Origin of the sequence: Phytoactinopolyspora halophila, from assembly GCF_003287285.1 — a bacterium.
GTDB classification, from domain to species: Bacteria; Actinomycetota; Actinomycetes; order Jiangellales; family Jiangellaceae; genus Phytoactinopolyspora_A; species Phytoactinopolyspora_A halophila.
Genome location: NZ_QMIG01000002.1, coordinates 372,997 through 390,833 on the forward strand (window position 1 = coordinate 372,997; position 17,837 = coordinate 390,833).

Below are 17,837 nucleotides of genomic sequence, written 5' to 3' on the forward strand. Positions count from 1 at the left end.
GCTATCGCGACGACGTCACCGACGACTGCGACTCCGCGACCGGGACCTGGAATTCCTGCTCGGTGCTCTGCGGATCGAGCTCTCCCTGTGGCTCACCGTTGGCGAACCACTCGATCGTCCAATGGCTTTGCACCTGAACCGGCGTCGCCTGGCCGGGATGGCTCGCGCTCGACCTCTCGAAGGTCAGCGCACAGTCCGTCTCCTCACCTTCCGACCACTCGACACCGAAGCCGCCGACGGTGCCGAGAAGCTGATCTCGCCGAGCGTTGCCTGCACCGTTGCGGTGTTTCCGCCAGCCTCGGCGTGGACCTCCAGCTCCACTGGTCCGTCGTCGAGCCAGAACCAGGTGTCGATGTTCACCAGCGTGGCGCCGTCACCGTCGCGCTTCGGGTTCCAGGACACCTCCGGTTCCGGCAGTTCCATCGCCTCGTGCGCGTACTCGACCAGCACCTCGGGTGGTACGTCCGGCACCGGCTCCGGGTCACCTGGCTCGACGTACATGGGTGGATTCTCCTCGAACCACTCGTCCACGTAGTCTGCGAACTCACCGATGACGTCGCTCTCAAACCGAGCGCTGCTGCAATTACCGGTCCACCAGTAGCCCTCGTCGTCGTTCTCGTAATCCTCCCAGTTCTCGAAACGGTCGTGATCGTGCTCCTGCGGATAATTGTCCGGCCCTATGGGATTGTTGATGAATTGCTCGTAGACCTCGGCGCCCGTCTTCCATCGACTGTAGAAGCACGGGGGGAGCTTCCGGATGGTCTCGGGCGGGATCTCGTAGCCGTCACCGCCTTCGCTGACACCCGAACCCCATACGGTGACGTCGATGTATCCGTTCTCGGCGCCGCCGGCACGAGGGCGCCACCGACCAATGCTGCCGACATCGCGCCGCTCGCGGCTACGCGTGCCGATATCGAACGCTTGGAACGTGCCAGGTACGTTAGTCTTCGCATCGTTCATCCTCATTGATGTCGTTCCTGTTGATCAGCCAAACGCCCCCGTTGTTCGTCAGCTCGACATGTACGGGCGCGGTCGATTCTTCTCCAGGCTCGACCGCCGGGCGCTCGCCGTCGTCGTCGATCATCGTCAAGTCTGACGCGTCGGCGCAGCCGCCGAGGACGACCATGTGGTCACCACGTTCCTCGATAGTCAATTCGACAACGAACTCGCCGCCGAACCGGATCCCGTTCTCCTCCTGGTAGTCCAGAGAACTCTCCATACGCTCGACGACCTGCCGCGTGCCGAAATCCTCCACGGCCTTGTCGATCTCGACCTCGCGCAGCGACGTACGCCATCCGCGGTAGAACTCGATATACGTGGCCACGGCCGCCGCGGCATCCTCGGGAATCTCGTCCGGTTCGACGATGGTGAGCCCGGCATCCGGGAACTCGTGTGTCTCGCCGCCCGCCGGCGGCTCCTCGTCATCAGAAGCGGCGTCGCCGGTATCCCGGTCCGCGTCGTCTGGATCCGCGTTATCCGAGTCTGCATCATCGGAGTCCGCATCGTCCGGACTCGCGCCGCCGGATGCTGGCTGTTCGGTCTCCGTCGCGACGGCATCGAGCCCCGGAGGTTCGGTGCCGTCGTCCCCGCAGCCGGTCAGAACGACGGCGATCATCGCCGACGCACCGGCCGCGCGATACGTCCGGCTGACCGCTCCGGTCTTCACGAACAGCCTCCAAACACGCAGAGATCGCGACAGCCCGTATGGAGCCACGATCGCGTTCATGAAAGCCTGACGGCTGCATCATGTCAATAAGCGAGCGCTACCGGATCGCAGAGAGCTCACACCGAGAGCGTCACGCCGACGTTGTCGATCAGCCGTGTGGATCCAATCCGGGCCGCCACGAGCAGCCTGGCGTCGCCCTCGATTGCCTCCGCGGTCAGGTCCGGTGTGCGCAAAGCCAGATAGTCGATTTCCAGATCCGGATGCGCGTCGAGCACCGACTGCGCGGCTGCCAGCACGGCAGACCGTCCCTGGTCCGCTGCCCGAACGCCCTCAGTCAGTGCGGCCGACAGCGCTCGGGCGATGCTCCGCTCGTCGGCCGAGAGATAACGGTTGCGGCTCGATAGCGCGAGCCCATCCGCCTCCCGCACCGTCGGCACGCCCACGATCCGGTATGGCATGTCGAGGTCGGTGACCATTCTCCGGATCAGGGTGAGCTGCTGGTAGTCCTTCTCACCGAACACGGCGTACGTTGGCGCGGTGAGATTGAGCAGTTTGGCGACGACGGTGAGCACGCCGGCGAAGTGGGTGGGCCGGACCGCACCTTCCAGCTCTTGACCCAGATGTCCGGGCGAGATGGTGACGGACGGCTCACCGTCTGGATACATCTCGTCGCGCGGGGGCGCGAACACGATATCCACACCCTCCGCGGCGCACGCGGCGAGATCCGCGTCGAAGGTGCGCGGATAGCGACCGAAATCCTCGCCGGGACCGAACTGCAGCGGGTTGACGAATATCGTCACCAGCACCCGGCCCTCGTCGCCGACGATTCGGCGTGCGGCGCGGACGAGTTCGAGGTGTCCGTCGTGCAGTGCACCCATGGTCATGACGACGGCACTCTCGCTGTCCACATCCGCGAGTACGGTTGCCAGCTCGGTACGAGTCCGCGCGACCACAGGCTCGCTCATGCTCGTCCCCCTTCTCGCATTCGTCGGCACGGGTGACCAGGTGACGGTGGACCATAACGCCACCCATCGCTGATCATGAACACTTTGACCGTCCATGGACCGTCAAAGTCTTCATGATCAGCGGGTTCGGGTTGCGAGGATCTCCAGGAGCGACTCGGCGTCGCTCGCCTGCAACCGTCCGGACGCGAGCGCCCGCGTTGCCGTGCGGCGGGCGAGCGCGGTGTACACCGGCTCCAGTTCCGGCGTGACCCGCCGGATCTCCCGGAGATGATCGGCGACGGTGCCGGAGTCACCACGCGACACCGGCCCCGTCAGGGCGTCGTCGCCCTGCCGCAGCGTGTTGTCCAGCGCCGCGGACAACAGGGGCGCGAGCACCTGATCCGGCTGTTCGACGCCCGCGGCACGCAGGAGATCCATCGCATCGTTGACCACGGTCACCAGGTGGTTGGCCCCATGTGTCAAGGCCACGTGGTAGAGGCCCCGGTACTCCTCGGGCACCCGCACCGGATCGGATCCCATCTCGATCACCAGGGCCTCCGCCACCGGCCACAACGGCTCCGGGGCGGTCACCCCGAACGTCGCTCCTTCCAGCCGCTGCACGTCGACGGACGTCCCGGTGAACGTCATTGCCGGATGCAGCGCGAGGGGAAGGGCGCCGGCTCGCGTGGCCGGATCGAAGACGCCGATGCCCATGCGGCCGCTGGTGTGGACGACGAATTGGCCAGCTCGCACCGTATCGGTGGAGACAAGCCCGTCGACGAGACCCGGCAGCACGTCATCTGGCACGGTCATGAGGACCAGGTCGGAACGCGCGAAGACCTCGTCGATCTCGACCAGTGACACACCCGGCAGCAGCGCCTCGGCCCGCTCACGGCTCGCGTCGGACACTCCGTACCCGGCGACGACGCGGTGACCGCTCCGATTCAAGGCGGCACCCAGCACAGCACCGACACGACCGGTTCCGACCACACCGACGTTCAGCCGAGCCGGCCGCGACTCGCCCGCTTCGCTCACGTCGCCAGACTATCGCGGCGGGGGTGGCGCCGACGTCGCACCGATACGCGTCGTGATCGCGAGTTTCACGTCCTCCGGGTGACGCCCGGCGAGAAGCTCGGCGACCATCCTGCCCGCCATGCGGCCCTTCTCCACGACGGGCTGTTCGATGGTGGTCAGTACCTGCGAGCCGAGCCACGGCGTGTCGATGCCGTCGAATCCCACGACGCTCAGATCTTCGGGAACTCGCAGGCCACGTGCGTGGGCCGCGCGGATCGCGCCGACGGCCAGCAGGTCGCTCTGGGCCAGTATCGCCGTGGGACGCTCGCCCGTGTCCAAGAGATGGGCGGCCATCTCCTCTGCTTCTTCGATGAGGTTGGCCGCTGCCTCCACGGCCGGTATCGGACCGAAGACCTCCTCGACCCCGGCCAGGCGCCGTTCGGTGTCTGCGAATCCGATGGCCTCCCTTCGTGCCTGGTCCACCGGCCCACGGCGACCGTCGGGACGCAACGGCAGAGTCAGAGTAGCGACCTTCTCGTGCCCGAGTTCGGCGAGGTGGCGCGCCAGGGCGCGCGCACCCCCGAAATCGTCGATGCCGAGAAAGGCGACGTCGTCGCGAAGCGGGCCGTCCACGGCGACGACGGGAATTTCCCGCTCCAGGAAGTGATCGACGAGTGGATCGTCATTCAGGCCACAGGCAGCGAAGATGGCGACGTCCATCGGCATCTGTTTCACCTGGTTCGCGCTGGGCCCGCCGAGCTCGGCCTCCCCGGAGAGCAGCAGCAACCCGGAATCCAGGGATGTCAGCTCTTCGGCCAGGCCGTCGAGCAACCCGACCATGACCGGATCGCGGAACGCGTACAGCAGCCGCTCACCGATGAGCACCGCCACGATCCCGGAGCGGCGCCGTCGCAGCGACCGGGCCATGGGGTCCGGACCCGAATAGCCGAGTTCGCGCGCGGCCTCGAGCACTCGCTGGCGCGTGGCCTCGGCTACCGGTCCCGCACCGCTGAAGGCCAGCGACGCGGTGGAGGGCGACACCCCTGCGCGGGCGGCCACCTCGGCGAGTGTGGCCCGGTTCGGACTCACTGGCGTTCACCCCCGCACATATCCCTCCACCTGCGCAGTTGCCTGACGTGCGGCATGAATGTCATGATATCGAATCGATTCGGTCGAATCGATTCGACCTCCAGTAGACGGAAATCTGGACGACCTCATGGCCCTGCACTACCACGAGCCCTCGCACCCGCCCCGGCACATACGTCACGCACGTACTGCAATATTTACCGTCTTCGCCACCAACGGCTTCGGCTTCGCCTCGTGGATGGCCCGCATACCGCACGTGCGCGACGCACTCGATCTCGAACCCGGGGAGCTCGGCCGCCTCCTCCTCGCCCTGGCCTGCGGCGCCGTCCTCGCGCTGCCCACGGCGGGCTTCGTCGTCGGCTGGCTCGGCGCCGCTCGTACGGTGGCCATCGGTTCGCTGGTCGCCGGCAGCGGCCTGATCATCTCCGCCTTCGCCGCCGACGTCATCGGCAGCGTTGCCGTCACCGGAATCGGGCTCTTCGCGCTCGGCTACGGCACCGGCTCGTGGGATGTGGCCATGAACGTCGAGGGTGCCGCCGTCGAACGGCTGCTCGACCGCCACATCATGCCGCGATTTCACGCTTTGTTCAGCCTCGGCACCGTCGTAGGTGCCGGGCTCGGTGCCGGGCTCACCTGGCTGGGCGTGTCCGTGGCGGTCCATCTGACCACGATCGGGGCCGGAGTCGTCGTCGTCACGTTGCTGAGTACCCGGCATTTCCTTCCCGCTCGCACGCCGGCCGAGCGCGACGCCACGGGTCCCACGATCTCGGCCTGGCATGCCTGGCGCGAGCCGCGCACGTTGCTCATCGGAGTCATGGTGCTGTGCTTCGCGCTGATCGAGGGCATCGCCAACGATTGGCTCGCCGTCGGCCTGGTGGACGGATACGGCGTCGGCAACGCCACGGGAGCAGCCGGATTCGCGATCTTCGTCGCGGCCATGACGGCTGGCCGCCTCGGCGGCCCGTGGGTGCTGGAACGCTATGGCCGCCCCGCCGTGATCCGGGCGAGCGGCATGACCTCAGCCGCCGGCGTGCTCATGGTCGTTTTCGGCGGCACACCGGTCGTCGCGGTGGCCGGAGTCCTTCTCTGGGGATGCGGCGCCGCTCTGGGATTCCCCGTGGGGATGAGCGCTGCTGCCGACGATCCGCAACGCGCCGCCGCCCGGGTGGCGGTCGTGTCCTCCATCGGCTACACGGCCTTCCTCGCCGGACCGCCCCTGCTCGGCTGGATCGGGGATCACGAAGGTGTCCTGCGCGCGCTGCTCGTCGCCGGCGTGGCCGGCGTCGTCGGCAGCGCTGTCGGGGTCGCCGTACGCGCCGCGCGACCGTCCTCAACCTCGGCCGGCTGACGAGTCCCGGCCAGAGCCGCGAGCCGGAGAGGCCGAGATATGACGCAGCCAGAGCAGCCCGGCGATCGGCAGCACGAGCGGGATGAAGAGGTACCCGCGGCCGTACATCGACCACACAGTGTCGTCCGGAAAGTTCACGGCACCCGTCGCGGTGATGGTGCCAATGACGAGCACGCCGACCAGCTCGATCGTCACGGCGGCCGACGCCACCCAGCGCGCTGCACGGCTCCGCTTGGCCAGCGCAACCGTCGCGACGACGTACACGACAGCGGCACACGCCGACAGCACGTAGGCGACCGGGGCGACGTCGAACCTCGTCACGATCTGATACACAGCGCGGGACGTAGCGGCGACACCGAAGAGCGCGTACACGGCAACGAGCAGCCGCCCCGCACCCATTGGCGCCGGGTCAGACGACACTCGGGACCCCTTCCCAGATGTCCTGCAGGCGCACCACGAGCGCCGCAACGACCAGCGCGGCAAAGACCAGAACGCCCGTACCCCACCGCGACTTCTCCACGAGCGCCCACAACAGCGTTGCTGGCATGAGGAGCAGCGTGAAGATCAGATAGCTGATGAACAAGGCCATGTCGGCCGGACCGTCACCTGCGATCATGATGATGACGGCGACGATCGCCTGCACGAGAAGGAGCACCTCGATGACACCGGCACCGATGACGAACCACTCGCGTGGGTTCCGATCGGCGACAAGCATCACCAACGCCCACGCCGCGAAAACCAGCGACGCGGCGACGATCGGATAGCTCACTACGTCGACCACGGTGACCTCGTCAGGGAAGCCGGGCCAACTCGTCGGCGAGGTCGTCAAGGCCCAGAGAGCCGAGCGAGAGCGACGCCATGTGCCAGTCCTTGAGATTGAAATCCGCGCCGCGTGCCTTCCGCGCCGCCGCGCGGCCTTCCAGCCAGGCTCGCTCGCCGAGCTTGTAGCTGATCGCCTGCCCGGGCCGCCCGAGATAACGCACGATCTCGGAGTCGACGAACTCCTGTCCACGTCCGCAATTGCGGCTCAGAAACTCCCGGCCGAGCTCCGGCGTCCACGTCGCGCCGGGATGGAACTCGGAATGACCGGGAATCGGCAGCTCGAGATGCATGCCGATGTCGATAATGACCCGGACCGCACGCAGCATCTGCGCGTCCAGGTATCCGAGGCGATATGCCGGGTCGGTCAGGTAACCGAGCTCATCCATCAGGCGCTCCGCATAGAGTGCCCAGCCTTCGGTCATGGCGCTGACCGAACCGACACTGACCTGGTAGCGGGAGAGCTGGTCTTGCAGGTAGACCCATTGCGCGAACTGGAAATGATGTCCCGGGACACCTTCGTGGTACCAGGTGCTCACCACACTCCACGTGGGGAACCGCTGTTTGCCCAGCGTCGGCAGCCACGTGCGTCCCGGTCTTGAGAAGTCCAGCGAGGGACGCGTGTAGTACGGCGCCGCCGCACCGCCCGGTGGGGCGATCATCGCTTCGACCTGCTTGATCGGCTCGGCGAGGTCGATGTACGCGCCATCGAGATCGGCCATCGCACCGTCCATGAGGTGCTGCAGCCAGCGCCGCATCTCCTCCGCGCCTTCGATCACCTCACCATGTTCGTCGAGGTGCTGCATCACATCCTGCGGGCTCGCGCCGGGGCGGATCGCCTCGGCGGCCTCCACCATCTCCTGGCGCAGCCGGTGATACTCCGACCAGCCGTACGCGTAGGCGTCTTCGAGATCCAGCTCCGAACCGGTCCAGTAGCGCGCCCACCGCGCGTACCGTTCTCGTCCAACGGCATCCGGCACGCCCGCCGCGGCGGGTGCGTAGGTCTGGGCGAAATAGTCTCGCAGCTCGGCAAGTGCCTCGGAGGCAACCGCCGCAGCGGTCGAGAGCTCCTGCTTCAGCCCTTCCGGTCCGGCACTGACGAAATCCGCGTACCACCGGGCTTCGATCCACGAGGTGAGCTGCTCGATGACGGTCTCCACCTGGCGTGGAGCCGCGAGGAGACCGCGGGACATACCTTCGTCGAGCGACGCGCGGTACGAGCGTGCGGCCCGGGGAACGTTCCGGAGCCGGCGTGCAATCGCCGCCCAGTCGTCCTCCGTATCAGCCGGCATCAGAAGGAAAACCGAACGCAGCGTCTGCGGCGGTGAGAACAGATTATCGACCTCGCGCAGGTTCTCGCCGTCGTCGTGAATGGCCAGCGTCGCCGTCAACCGCTCGCGAAGCAGGCGGGCGGCGCGCCGTTCGACCACCGGCAAATCCGGTCCATCCAGCACCTGGAGCTCGGCGAGCACCGCGCGTTGCGCGCTGGCACGGGCTTCGAGCCCGTCGGGCGAGTAATCCGGCAAGGCATCGTTCCCCGGCCGGATTCCCAAGGCCGTTCCGATCACCGGATTCAGATCCGCCAGCTCTTCAACGTAACGGTCCGCGAGCTGGCGCGGCGTTGCGACTTCGTCCACCTGCACAAGCCCATCTTCCCCGATGCTCGGCCTACGCCGGCCCACGGGTTCACCACCCGGGCGATGCTACGGGGCTAGCGGCCGTCGGGCATCGCCGACGGTGTGGCCGCCGGCGTTCCCCGGACTTGCTCCTGCGCACCTGGAACGGGTTCCGCGGGATCGGCACCGAGACCGACGATGCGGTTGAGCTCGTCGACATGGACGACCTTCGGCTGCATCCTCCGGGCCTCGGCATCGTCGACCATGGCGTAGCTGATCAGGATGACGAGATCGCCAGGCTGCACGAGCCGTGCCGCTGCGCCGTTGATACCAATGACCCCGGATCCCCGGTCACCGGAGATGGCGTAAGTCGTCAAGCGCGCACCGTTGGTGATGTCCACGATATCCACCTGCTCACCATCGAGCAGGTCAGCGGCATCGAGGAGGTCCTGGTCTACGGTGACCGATCCCACGTAGTGCAGGTCGGCACGCGTCACTGTGGCCCGGTGGATCTTGCTCTTCATCATCGTGCGAAACACGTTGTCTTTCATCCTTTCGGCTCACTCGTTCGATGCACCCGGCTGGGTGTCACCGTCGGTGTCACCGTGGGAAACACGCGAGGCATGCTGCGCCATCCATTGTTCCGGAATATCCGAGCGTCGCGCGAATCGGGCTCGTTCGGCTTGTTCCTGGACGAACTCGAACGCCTCGGTTGGTGGTCGATGCCGGATCGTCGCGTTTACCGGTCCCGGTGTCGTGTCGACATGGGCCGACGCCAGCCGCAACGCGCGCTGCACCGGGCCCTGGGTGACCCGCACGCTCTGTGTCTTGGCATGCGGAACGATGATCAGCCGCCGGACGAACCGGCCCTCCCGGACCACCACCATGGTCTCGCCGGCACCGTACGCCAGCCGCCTCCTCTGGATGGGGCGCAGCCATCGTGCTCGCTTCGGGGCAGGATGAAGCGGAACCGACTCGACGTCCACCCCTGCGCACACCTGGCGGACAATGGCCATAACGTCGGGCATCGGAGCGACCGGCAATAACACCGACGTCACCGTGGTGCCGTTCGACGCGGCTCCCGCGTAGCCCGCGACATCGACGTGCACCTCGGCCCAACCCTTCGGCCGCCACAGGAGCGGCTGGCGGATCAAGACACCCTGGATACGCCCGGGCGGAACCGTCTGATGCTGCGTGTCGAGAAGTCCTTTGCGGATGCGGTACCCATCCGGAGACTCCGCCAGGGTGAACCCGAAGTTCCTGCCGAGCTGTGTCCACACCATGTAGACCGCGGCGATCACACCCGGCAGCATTGACGTGGCGAGCCCGACGCGGGCCGCGGACGGTCCGAAGACGAGAAGTGCGGCGAGCAGCGCCACCAGTGCCACGGCCAGGATGAATCCCACCGACAAGATCGTGGACCAGACCAGCCGATCGAGCGGGACGTTGTGCACCGGCCGTTCGGGCGCTTCCGGCGTGTCAGCCTCGATACCCGCAGCACGGGCCAGGAGTTCCGCACGCAACCGGGTGGCGTCATCGAACGACAGATACCGCAGCGGCGCATCGGACTCGCTACCGCCCGCCACCTCCATGCGCAGCTCGGCAACGCCCAAAAGCCGCCCAACCAGCGGCCGGTTCACGTCCACGGCCTGCAAACGATCCATGCGTACCCGGCGGGACCGCCGCATCAGCACGCCGGAATCGATACGAAGCGCATCACCGTCGAATCCATACCGGGTGAACCACCAGGACACCGCCCCCGCGGCCGTCGCCAATAGGGCGAAGCCGAGGCCCAGAACCACGTACAGAGTGACCGGTGCCGGGTTACGCAAGGCATTCTGCCCGATGATCACGATGGCACCGGCCAAGTACGCCCACCCACGCAACAACGGCGTGAGCGGGTGCAGCCGCCGGAAATGTTCCGGCGTCGCCATGCGCGCTTGCGTCGGGCTATCCATCGGTTGACTCAAAGACCCGCCGCCTTGGCTTCTCCGAGTGCCGACAACCGATCGCGCAATCTCGCGGCCTCATCGGCCCGGAGGCCGGGAATCCGCGCATCACTTGCCGGCGAGGCCGTGTGGAGCTGGACCGTGGCCAAGCCGAACTTGCGATCCAACGGTCCCGAGTTCACGTCGACGAACTGCATGCGCCCGTACGGAACCACCGTGAGTTCACGGAACATGACGCCATGGGTCACCAGCAGATCGTCCTGGCGCTCGGCGTAGCCCCACGCCCGCCAGATCCGTGGTATCAGCCAGACGTTCCAGGCCGCGACCAGTACCGCCGCGACGACGACCAGCACGGCAGCCCAGCTGCCCAACAGGAATCCCAAGCCGATCGCGGCCACGGGAGTGACGATCACCAGGGATGCACCGAGCACGATAAAACGTACTGTCACGAGCTTGCGAGATACCGCCTGCCACTCTTCTCCCGGCGGCATGAATAGCTGCTCCACGACACGGCAGGCTACCCCTAGAGCATGCCGGATTTCTCCTCCCCTGGCGTTCGTGGCACCAGTTCTCCCGCACGAATCGCCACCGGCAGCGTATTGCCGGGCGGAGGCAGCGGACACGCCCACGATTCGGTGTACGCGCACGAGGGGTTGTAGGCGAAGTTCAGATCGACGACGAGGTCCGCGGCCGGGTCACCGCCGAGGTCGGCTCCCTTCACGGTGTCCAGCACATAGCGGCCCCCTCCGTACGCCGATGCGCCGCACGAGGCGTCTTTCATCGGCACGAAGATGCCTCCCCCGTAGGAGTCCAGCCACCAGACGTCGAGATCTCCCACCGGCAACCGCACCCGCCCTATCAGCTGAAACGGGACGATGCCGTCGGTCCCGGTGGACACGTCGATCCATTCCGGAGGCACGTCGGTCTCGACGGGGGCCTCGAATCTCAGGGAGGGATCGTACCTGGCATAGCTCAGGCCAGCGAAGCTGGCACGATGCTCGGGCGGGATCGGCGACGCCGGATGTTCGCGAAACAGGGTGTCCCGCCCCCGGATCCACAGCTCGTGTCCGGCGGCGGGATCCGAAGCCGCACGTACCTCGCGGTACAGCGACGCCACCCGGCGACGCCAATCGAGTACGTCGAGCGGAGTCAGAGTAAGCCCTCTTCCTCCAGGTAGGAACGGGCCACGTCTTCAGGAAGCTGGCGCTCGGCATCGACCCGGGCATTGAGGACGGCCAGGTCCTCGGTGGTCAGCACCCCGGAGAGCTCGTTGAGCGCGTCGACCACCTGCTGATCTTCGGCGACCTCATCGCGCATCACCGGGACGAGGTTGTCGGCGAGCTGCAATTCTTGATCATCTTCGAGGAGCACCAGGCCCAAACCCTCCAGCGTGCCATCCGTCGTGCCGACCAGGCCCAGATCCGCCGTGCCGTCCGCGACCGCTTCCTTGGTCTGCGGACTGCCGAACCCGAGCGGGAGGATCTCGGAGAATTCCAGACCATACTCGGACTCCAGACCGGGCTTGCAGAACGGGCGGTCCGGGCATTCCTCGACAGCGGCGAACACCAGCGGCTCGCCGAGCTCTGCGAGATCGGAGAGCGTTTCCAGGCCGTGCTCCTCCGCGAAGTCTTGCGAGACCGCGAAGCCGTTCTGGCTCGATGCCTCCGCCGGTTCCAGAACCGTCAGTCCCGCATCCTCGGCCAGCGGCCGCATGGCCGCCACCGTCTCGTCCTTATCCGTCGTGGCCAGCGGCGAGTCTTCGGGCGCGTCGGGGCCGTTCGCCTCGACGTTGAGGTACTCCGCGAATGTCGCCGCATACTCGGGCACGATATCGATCTCGCCGCTCATGAGAGCTTCGGCATAGATCTCGCGGTTGTCCGCCTCCTGCGTGGTGACGTCATAACCGACGTCCTCCAGAAGTGCCTTGTAAACCTCTTGCATGATCACCATTTCGGTGAAGCTCGCCCCACCGACCGTCAGGCTCTCCCCGGAAACGTCGGAATCGCCTTCGTCACCTTCGTCTGCGCCATTGTCCGTGCCGGTAGTTACATCCGTCTCGTCGCCTCCGCACGCCGCGAGGAGAAGCATGAACGCGGCACCACCCGCAAGAATCGAAGAGCTACGTCGCCTGGTCATCTCGGTTGACCAACCTTTCTGTGCATTCGCCTTTTGTGTCCCGCGGGGCGTCCTTGCCACCGCGCGTGTCCGGCGAGCCCTGCGACGCAGCGCCCGCATAGAACAGTCAACTACTTCGCACCGACAGAATCTTCCGCATACTGATCATCCGCATCCCATTTGTCGTCGGTTGTCGGCCGACCCGACACTCGTCGCCGTTCGATCCGCCGCAAGGGATCGACACGTCGCTGCGCCCATTCCATCAACGCCTCGATGAGCAGGGCCATCACGGCGACGAGGATCGCGCCAGCGATCATCTGGGCCCGGTCGCCGCGCCCGAAGCCCGCCGTAATGATCCGGCCCAGGCCGCCGCCGGCCACCAGCGCGGCGATGGTCGCGGTCGCGAGGATCTGCACCGCCGCGAGCCGCACCCCATTCATGATCAGCGGCATGGCCAGCGGGAGCTCCACCGTCCTGACCACCTGTCCCGCGCTCATTCCCATGCCCCGCGCTGCATCGACAGCGTCCCGGTCCACCTCCCGCATGCCGACGTAGGTGTTCGTCAGGACCGGTGGCATGCCGAACAGCACCAGCGCGATGATCGTCGACCAATCGCTCAGACCGAGCGGGGTCATGAAGAGCAACACCAGGACGGCGAACGTGGGGATCGCACGCCCGACGTTGCTGATGTTGATCGCCAGGGTTCCTCCACGCCCGATATGGCCGAGCCAGAGACCGATGGGGATGGCGATCACGCAGGCGATAGCCAGGGAAGCGCCGGTGAGCCACAGGTGTTCGACGAACCGCACCGGCACCCCGTCGGAGCCCGACCAGTTCTGGGCATCACCGATCCAGCGCCACGCGTCCAGGAAATCGTCCATGTCACGTCACCACCCGGTGCCGCCACGGCGTACTCAGTCGCTGCACCGTCACCAGGAGGAGATCGGCGACGAGAGCCAGAACCACCACCAACACCGATGATGTCAACACCTCGGCGCGGAAGTTGCTGCGCAGGCCACGCAGGATCAGCTCACCCAGGCCACCATGCCCCACAATCACTCCGAGCGTGGTCATCGCAATCGTCGAAACCGTCGTCACCCGGACAGCCGCGATGATGGTCGGCAACGCCAGCGGCAACTCCACCTGGCGCAACAACCGGAACGGTCCATACCCCATCCCGATAGCTGCCTCACGGACATCGCGCGGCACACCGTCCAGACCGGTCACGATGCCACGCACGAGGATGGTCAGCGAGTACAGAACGAGCCCGACGATTACCGTTGTCGACGTCAACCCCGTAACGGGAAACAACAAGCCGAACATGGCCAGTGACGGCACCGTGTACAAGACGGTGGAGGTGCTCGTGATGAACGTGGATATGTTGCGCCACCGGCGAGCGGCCAGCGCGAGAGCGAGGGAAACGAGGAAACCGGCCAGGACCGCCATGACGGTGATCCAGACATGTTGTTGAAGTGCCTCGATGATGTCTCCTGAGCGACTCCGGACGTACTCCGGACACACCCAGTCGTTGCGCACCATACAGTTCTCGGGGATGGTTACGGTATGAACGGCGCGGGACATGCCCATTCTGACGACGGTACAGAACCGGCGATGATTCGTCTCGATGGCGTCTCGAAACGCTATCCGGACGGGACGGTGGCCGTGCACGAACTCTCCCTGGACGTGCGCGCTGGTGAACTCGTCGTGCTGGTGGGCCCGTCCGGATGTGGCAAGACGACGACGATGAAGATGGTCAATAGGCTGGTCGAGCCGACCGGCGGGCGGATATTCGTCAACGGAGCTGACGTCACCGCCACCGACACGGTCAAGCTACGCCGCGGAATCGGTTACGTGATCCAGAACGTCGGCCTCTTCCCACACCGGTCGATCGAGGAGAATGTGGCAATCGTCACAGAGCTGACCGGTTGGTCGAAGTCACGTCGGCGGAAGCGAGCTCACGAGTTAATGGAGCTCGTGGGGCTCCACCCCGGGACGTACGCCAAGCGGTACCCACACGAACTCTCGGGTGGTCAGCGTCAGCGCGTCGGCGTAGCACGGGCGCTGGCCGCCGATCCGCCCGTTCTTCTCATGGACGAACCCTTCAGCGCGGTCGATCCGGTCGTCCGGTCGCAGCTTCAGGACGAGTTCCTGCGCTTACAGCACGATGTCCGCAAAACGATTCTCTTCGTGACCCACGACATCGAGGAAGCGGTACGCCTGGGCGACCGTATCGCGGTGTTCGCGGATGCGGGACGGCTCGAGCAATTCGACACGCCCGCAGCGGTTCTCGGGGCACCCTCCACGCCGTTCGTCGCCGACTTTGTCGGCGCTGACCGTGGACTCAAGCGCCTGTCGGTCACCCCGGTCACCGAGGTCGACATCGAGCAGCCTCCGGTGGTCCACGAGGATGACGAGCTGACCGTCGCTGGAGCGGTCATGGGGTCGGCACGCTGGGCCGTCGTACTCGACGCCGCCGGAGGCCTGGCGGGCTGGGTCGGTCACAACATGACCGACGGGCCAGGCGTCGTTCGTGATCGTGCCCGGCGCATGGACGCCTGGGTCGCCCTCGGAGACAGTCTCAAGGTCGCGTTCTCCGAAATGCTGCAATGGAATGCTGGCTGGATCGCCGTCCTCGACGAGACCGATCGTTTTCTCGGTGTCCTCACTCCGTCGACACTTCATGCCGCGCTACGCCGTTCGGTGGAGGCGGAGAACCAGGACGTCGACCCCAGCGAAGTCGATCTCATCACGGTCAGCGACAGCTGATCTACTCGCCGGCGCCGACACGTCGTCAGCTGCCAAACGTGATCAGGTGCCGGACGCTGATCGGGTGCCGGACGCCTTTCGCCCTACGGGGATTTCTCGGGCCGCAACACGTCTACAGGCGTGTTATGGCCCGAGAAAACGTACCAAACATGATCATTCAGAACGGGGGTCAGGCGGTGCGTTCGTCCGCATCGGCATCGGCCGGGCCGGCGCGACGCATGCGCTGCTTGTCGTCCCATGCCACGAGGTCCACCACCGTTGGCGCATCGGAAAGATCGGGCCAAAGATCGTTCCAGTCGGCTCCCTCGGCTCGCTGGGCAAGCTGATTGCTCGGCGTGGACGCACCGGGCCGACCGTGCTGCGAGTAGTTCAGCTCGACTTCCAGCTTGTTCACCTGAGTGCGCATCGCGTCGATGCGTTCGGCCGCGACATCGAGTAAGCCGACCATGTGACTGGTGAACTGGCGATGCTCTTCTGAATATCGAGCATGGGTATCGGAGTACTCCGCCGCCTGATCTGCCCGCACCGCCGCGAGCTCCACGCGAAGGCGGCGTTCAAGGCGGACCGCAGCCACACCGAGCACCACCGACGCAGCTACGCCGACAGCGGCGGCAGCGAACGGCCACACGCCATCCATCCGGATGGACATCGCGGCACTCAGAGCGGTCAGCACGGGCATGAGGACCGCCAGAACGCGAATCGTCGTCAGGCGGCGGCGATGATGGACAGAGGCCATGTGGCTAACCGTACCGGGAAGTACTGCGGGAAACCGCTGCCACACGCCGACAAATCCCGCGAGATTGAGGGTGTTGTGACGTGTTCGCCCGATTTCGCCGACCCCTGATCGCGCCACGATCCGACATCTCGCACGAATCGCCACGAAGGTAATTGCACGACCTTACCGACGCGAAAATCAGCGACTCGCCGTGGGCCCATGATCCAGATAACTCATATCTGAGATAGAGTCCAGGGCTCGTGGTCGACGATTACCCCAGCCGAATCGGCTCCTTGATACGTGACTCCCGGCTCCACCGGGGATGGACGCAAAGCCAGCTCGCCGAGGAGCTAGGCACCAGCCAAAGCGCTGTCAACCGGATCGAACGCGGACAGCAGAATCTCAGTCTGGAGATGATCGCCCGCATCGGAGAAGCTCTCGATCGCGAGATCGTGTCAGTAGGACCGCCCAAGCCCACCCACCTCCGGGTCACCGGTGGGCAGCAGCTTTCGGGAAGCATAGCCGTCAAATCCAGCAAGAACGCCAGTGTCGCGCTCCTGTGTGCCAGCCTGCTCAACAAGGGGATCACCATCCTGCGGGGGATCGCGCGCATCGAAGAGGTCAACCGCATCATCGAGGTGCTCGAAAGCATCGGGATCCAGACCCGCTGGCTCAACGAGGGGCGGGACGTGGAGATCGTGCCTCCCGAGCGCCTCGACCTGGAGAGCATGGACGTCGAGGCGGCTCGCCGTACCCGCAGCGCCATCATGTTCTTGGGTCCGTTGCTACACCGGGAGGATCGGTTCAAGCTCCCGTACGCCGGTGGTTGCAGCCTCGGCACCAGGACCGTCCAGCCGCACATCGCCGCTCTTCGTCCCTTCGGCCTGGAAGTCAAGACAACCGGTGGTTTCTACCACGCCGAGGTTGACCGGCCGGCCAGCCCCGCACGGCCCATCGTGCTGACCGAACGAGGGGACACGGTCACCGAGAACGCGCTGATGGCCGCGGCCCGGAACGATGGCATGACGATCATTCGCAATGCCAGTTCCAACTACATGGTCCAGGACCTATGTTTCTATCTGACTCAACTCGGCGTGAAGATCGAAGGAATCGGCACGACGACGCTGATCGTGCACGGAGTCCCGGAGATCGACCAGGATGTCGACTACGCGCCTTCGGAAGATCCGATCGAAGCGATGAGCCTGCTCTCGGCGGCAATCGTCACCTCGTCGGAGATCACGATCACCCGTGCACCGATCGAGTTCCTCGAAATCGAACTCGCGCTGCTGGAGGAGATGGGGCTCGATTATGAACGAAGCCTGGAATACCTGTCCGGCAACGGCGAGACCCGGCTCGTCGACCTGACGGTGCGGCCGTCCCTCCTGCGCCCGCCAAACGACAAGATCCACCCCATGCCCTTTCCGGGGCTGAACATCGACAACCTACCGTTCTTCGCTCTCATCGCGGCGACGGCCAGCGGGTCAACACTGATCCACGATTGGGTCTACGAGAACCGCGCCATCTATCTCACCGAACTCACGAAGCTCGGCGCCAAGGTAACCCTGCTCGACCCACATCGCGTTCTCGTCGAAGGGCCCACCCGGTTCTCGGGAACCGAGGTCATCTGCCCGCCCGCGCTCCGTCCGGCTGTGGTCGTGTTGCTGGCCATGCTTGCCGCAAAGGGGACATCCGTGCTGCGCAACGTCTACGTGATCAATCGGGGGTACGAAGAGCTCGCGGAGCGGCTTTCGGTACTCGGAGCGACCATCGAGTCGTTTCACGACGGCTAGCTCCACCCG

General features: G+C 65.8%; 20 protein-coding genes. 3 read left to right on the plus strand and 17 right to left on the minus strand.

Features of this window, described 5'->3' with window-relative positions; all coding sequences use genetic code 11:
- Position 1: 1 nt before the first annotated feature.
- The 6 genes from DPM12_RS24055 to DPM12_RS04230 form a co-directional block, all read right to left on the minus strand.
- Positions 2 to 133 (minus strand): hypothetical protein, encoded by a 132-nt coding sequence (locus DPM12_RS24055; protein WP_281269623.1) that lies wholly within the window; start codon positions 131 to 133, stop codon positions 2 to 4.
- Positions 134 to 183: 50 nt separating this feature from the next.
- Entirely contained in the window at positions 184 to 966 is a 783-nt protein-coding gene (locus DPM12_RS04210) for a hypothetical protein (RefSeq protein WP_123788235.1), read from the minus strand.
- A complete protein-coding gene (locus DPM12_RS04215) occupies positions 941 to 1,666 on the minus strand; it encodes a hypothetical protein (protein WP_123788234.1) in 726 nt (241 codons plus the stop codon). The genes DPM12_RS04210 and DPM12_RS04215 overlap by 26 nt, the downstream gene beginning before the upstream one ends.
- A 116-nt stretch (positions 1,667 to 1,782) precedes the next feature.
- Positions 1,783 to 2,631 (minus strand): pantoate--beta-alanine ligase, encoded by an 849-nt coding sequence (panC, locus tag DPM12_RS04220; RefSeq protein ID WP_112256997.1) that lies wholly within the window; start codon positions 2,629 to 2,631, stop codon positions 1,783 to 1,785.
- Positions 2,632 to 2,748: 117 nt separating this feature from the next.
- A complete protein-coding gene (locus tag DPM12_RS04225; protein ID WP_112256998.1) occupies positions 2,749 to 3,645 on the minus strand; it encodes a Rossmann-like and DUF2520 domain-containing protein in 897 nt (298 codons plus the stop codon).
- Positions 3,646 to 3,654: 9 nt separating this feature from the next.
- The gene (locus tag DPM12_RS04230) at positions 3,655 to 4,713 is read right to left on the minus strand and encodes a LacI family DNA-binding transcriptional regulator (protein WP_112256999.1); all 1,059 of its coding nucleotides are present in this window, start codon (positions 4,711 to 4,713) and stop codon (positions 3,655 to 3,657) included.
- Between the two features lie 127 nt (positions 4,714 to 4,840).
- Between DPM12_RS04230 and DPM12_RS04235 the strand changes: the two genes are divergently transcribed.
- Positions 4,841 to 6,058, plus strand: a complete 1,218-nt coding sequence (locus tag DPM12_RS04235) for an MFS transporter (protein WP_112257000.1) — start codon at positions 4,841 to 4,843, stop codon at positions 6,056 to 6,058.
- Here DPM12_RS04235 and DPM12_RS04240 read toward each other — a convergent pair.
- From DPM12_RS04240 to DPM12_RS04285, 10 genes are all read right to left on the minus strand, one after another.
- On the minus strand, positions 6,041 to 6,457 hold the full coding sequence (locus DPM12_RS04240) for a hypothetical protein (protein ID WP_112257001.1): 417 nt from the start codon (positions 6,455 to 6,457) through the stop codon (positions 6,041 to 6,043). The two genes, DPM12_RS04235 and DPM12_RS04240, sit on opposite strands and share 18 nt — an antisense overlap.
- A 10-nt stretch (positions 6,458 to 6,467) precedes the next feature.
- On the minus strand, positions 6,468 to 6,839 hold the full coding sequence (locus tag DPM12_RS04245) for a hypothetical protein (protein ID WP_112257002.1): 372 nt from the start codon (positions 6,837 to 6,839) through the stop codon (positions 6,468 to 6,470).
- A 10-nt stretch (positions 6,840 to 6,849) separates the two neighbouring features.
- A complete protein-coding gene (locus DPM12_RS04250; protein ID WP_211658399.1) occupies positions 6,850 to 8,514 on the minus strand; it encodes a DUF885 domain-containing protein in 1,665 nt (554 codons plus the stop codon).
- A gap of 74 nt (positions 8,515 to 8,588) precedes the next feature.
- The gene (gene panD, locus DPM12_RS04255; protein WP_112257152.1) at positions 8,589 to 9,032 is read right to left on the minus strand and encodes an aspartate 1-decarboxylase; all 444 of its coding nucleotides are present in this window, start codon (positions 9,030 to 9,032) and stop codon (positions 8,589 to 8,591) included.
- Between the two features lie 21 nt (positions 9,033 to 9,053).
- Positions 9,054 to 10,451, minus strand: coding sequence for a PH domain-containing protein (locus DPM12_RS04260; protein WP_112257004.1), 1,398 nt, complete (start codon positions 10,449 to 10,451; stop codon positions 9,054 to 9,056).
- 8 nt (positions 10,452 to 10,459) lie between these two features.
- A complete protein-coding gene (locus DPM12_RS04265; protein ID WP_211658400.1) occupies positions 10,460 to 10,948 on the minus strand; it encodes a PH domain-containing protein in 489 nt (162 codons plus the stop codon).
- Positions 10,949 to 10,965: 17 nt separating this feature from the next.
- Positions 10,966 to 11,559: a DUF1684 domain-containing protein gene (locus DPM12_RS04270; protein ID WP_211658402.1), complete on the minus strand. Its 594-nt coding sequence runs from the start codon at positions 11,557 to 11,559 to the stop codon at positions 10,966 to 10,968.
- A 32-nt stretch (positions 11,560 to 11,591) separates the two neighbouring features.
- Positions 11,592 to 12,578 (minus strand): ABC transporter substrate-binding protein, encoded by a 987-nt coding sequence (locus DPM12_RS04275; protein WP_112257007.1) that lies wholly within the window; start codon positions 12,576 to 12,578, stop codon positions 11,592 to 11,594.
- 110 nt (positions 12,579 to 12,688) lie between these two features.
- Positions 12,689 to 13,438, minus strand: coding sequence for an ABC transporter permease (locus DPM12_RS04280; protein ID WP_112257008.1), 750 nt, complete (start codon positions 13,436 to 13,438; stop codon positions 12,689 to 12,691).
- A gap of 1 nt (position 13,439) precedes the next feature.
- Positions 13,440 to 14,144 carry an ABC transporter permease gene (locus DPM12_RS04285; protein ID WP_211658404.1) on the minus strand — a complete coding sequence of 235 codons (705 nt, stop codon included), beginning with the start codon at positions 14,142 to 14,144 and terminating at the stop codon, positions 13,440 to 13,442.
- 24 nt (positions 14,145 to 14,168) lie between these two features.
- Between DPM12_RS04285 and DPM12_RS04290 the strand changes: the two genes are divergently transcribed.
- A complete protein-coding gene (locus tag DPM12_RS04290; protein ID WP_112257009.1) occupies positions 14,169 to 15,323 on the plus strand; it encodes an ABC transporter ATP-binding protein in 1,155 nt (384 codons plus the stop codon).
- Between the two features lie 169 nt (positions 15,324 to 15,492).
- Here the strand turns inward: DPM12_RS04290 and DPM12_RS04295 are convergent, their stop codons facing one another.
- On the minus strand, positions 15,493 to 16,059 hold the full coding sequence (locus tag DPM12_RS04295) for a hypothetical protein (RefSeq protein WP_123788233.1): 567 nt from the start codon (positions 16,057 to 16,059) through the stop codon (positions 15,493 to 15,495).
- Between the two features lie 239 nt (positions 16,060 to 16,298).
- Between DPM12_RS04295 and DPM12_RS04300 the strand changes: the two genes are divergently transcribed.
- Entirely contained in the window at positions 16,299 to 17,828 is a 1,530-nt protein-coding gene (locus DPM12_RS04300; protein ID WP_112257011.1) for a helix-turn-helix domain-containing protein, read from the plus strand.
- Positions 17,829 to 17,837: the final 9 nt, after the last annotated feature.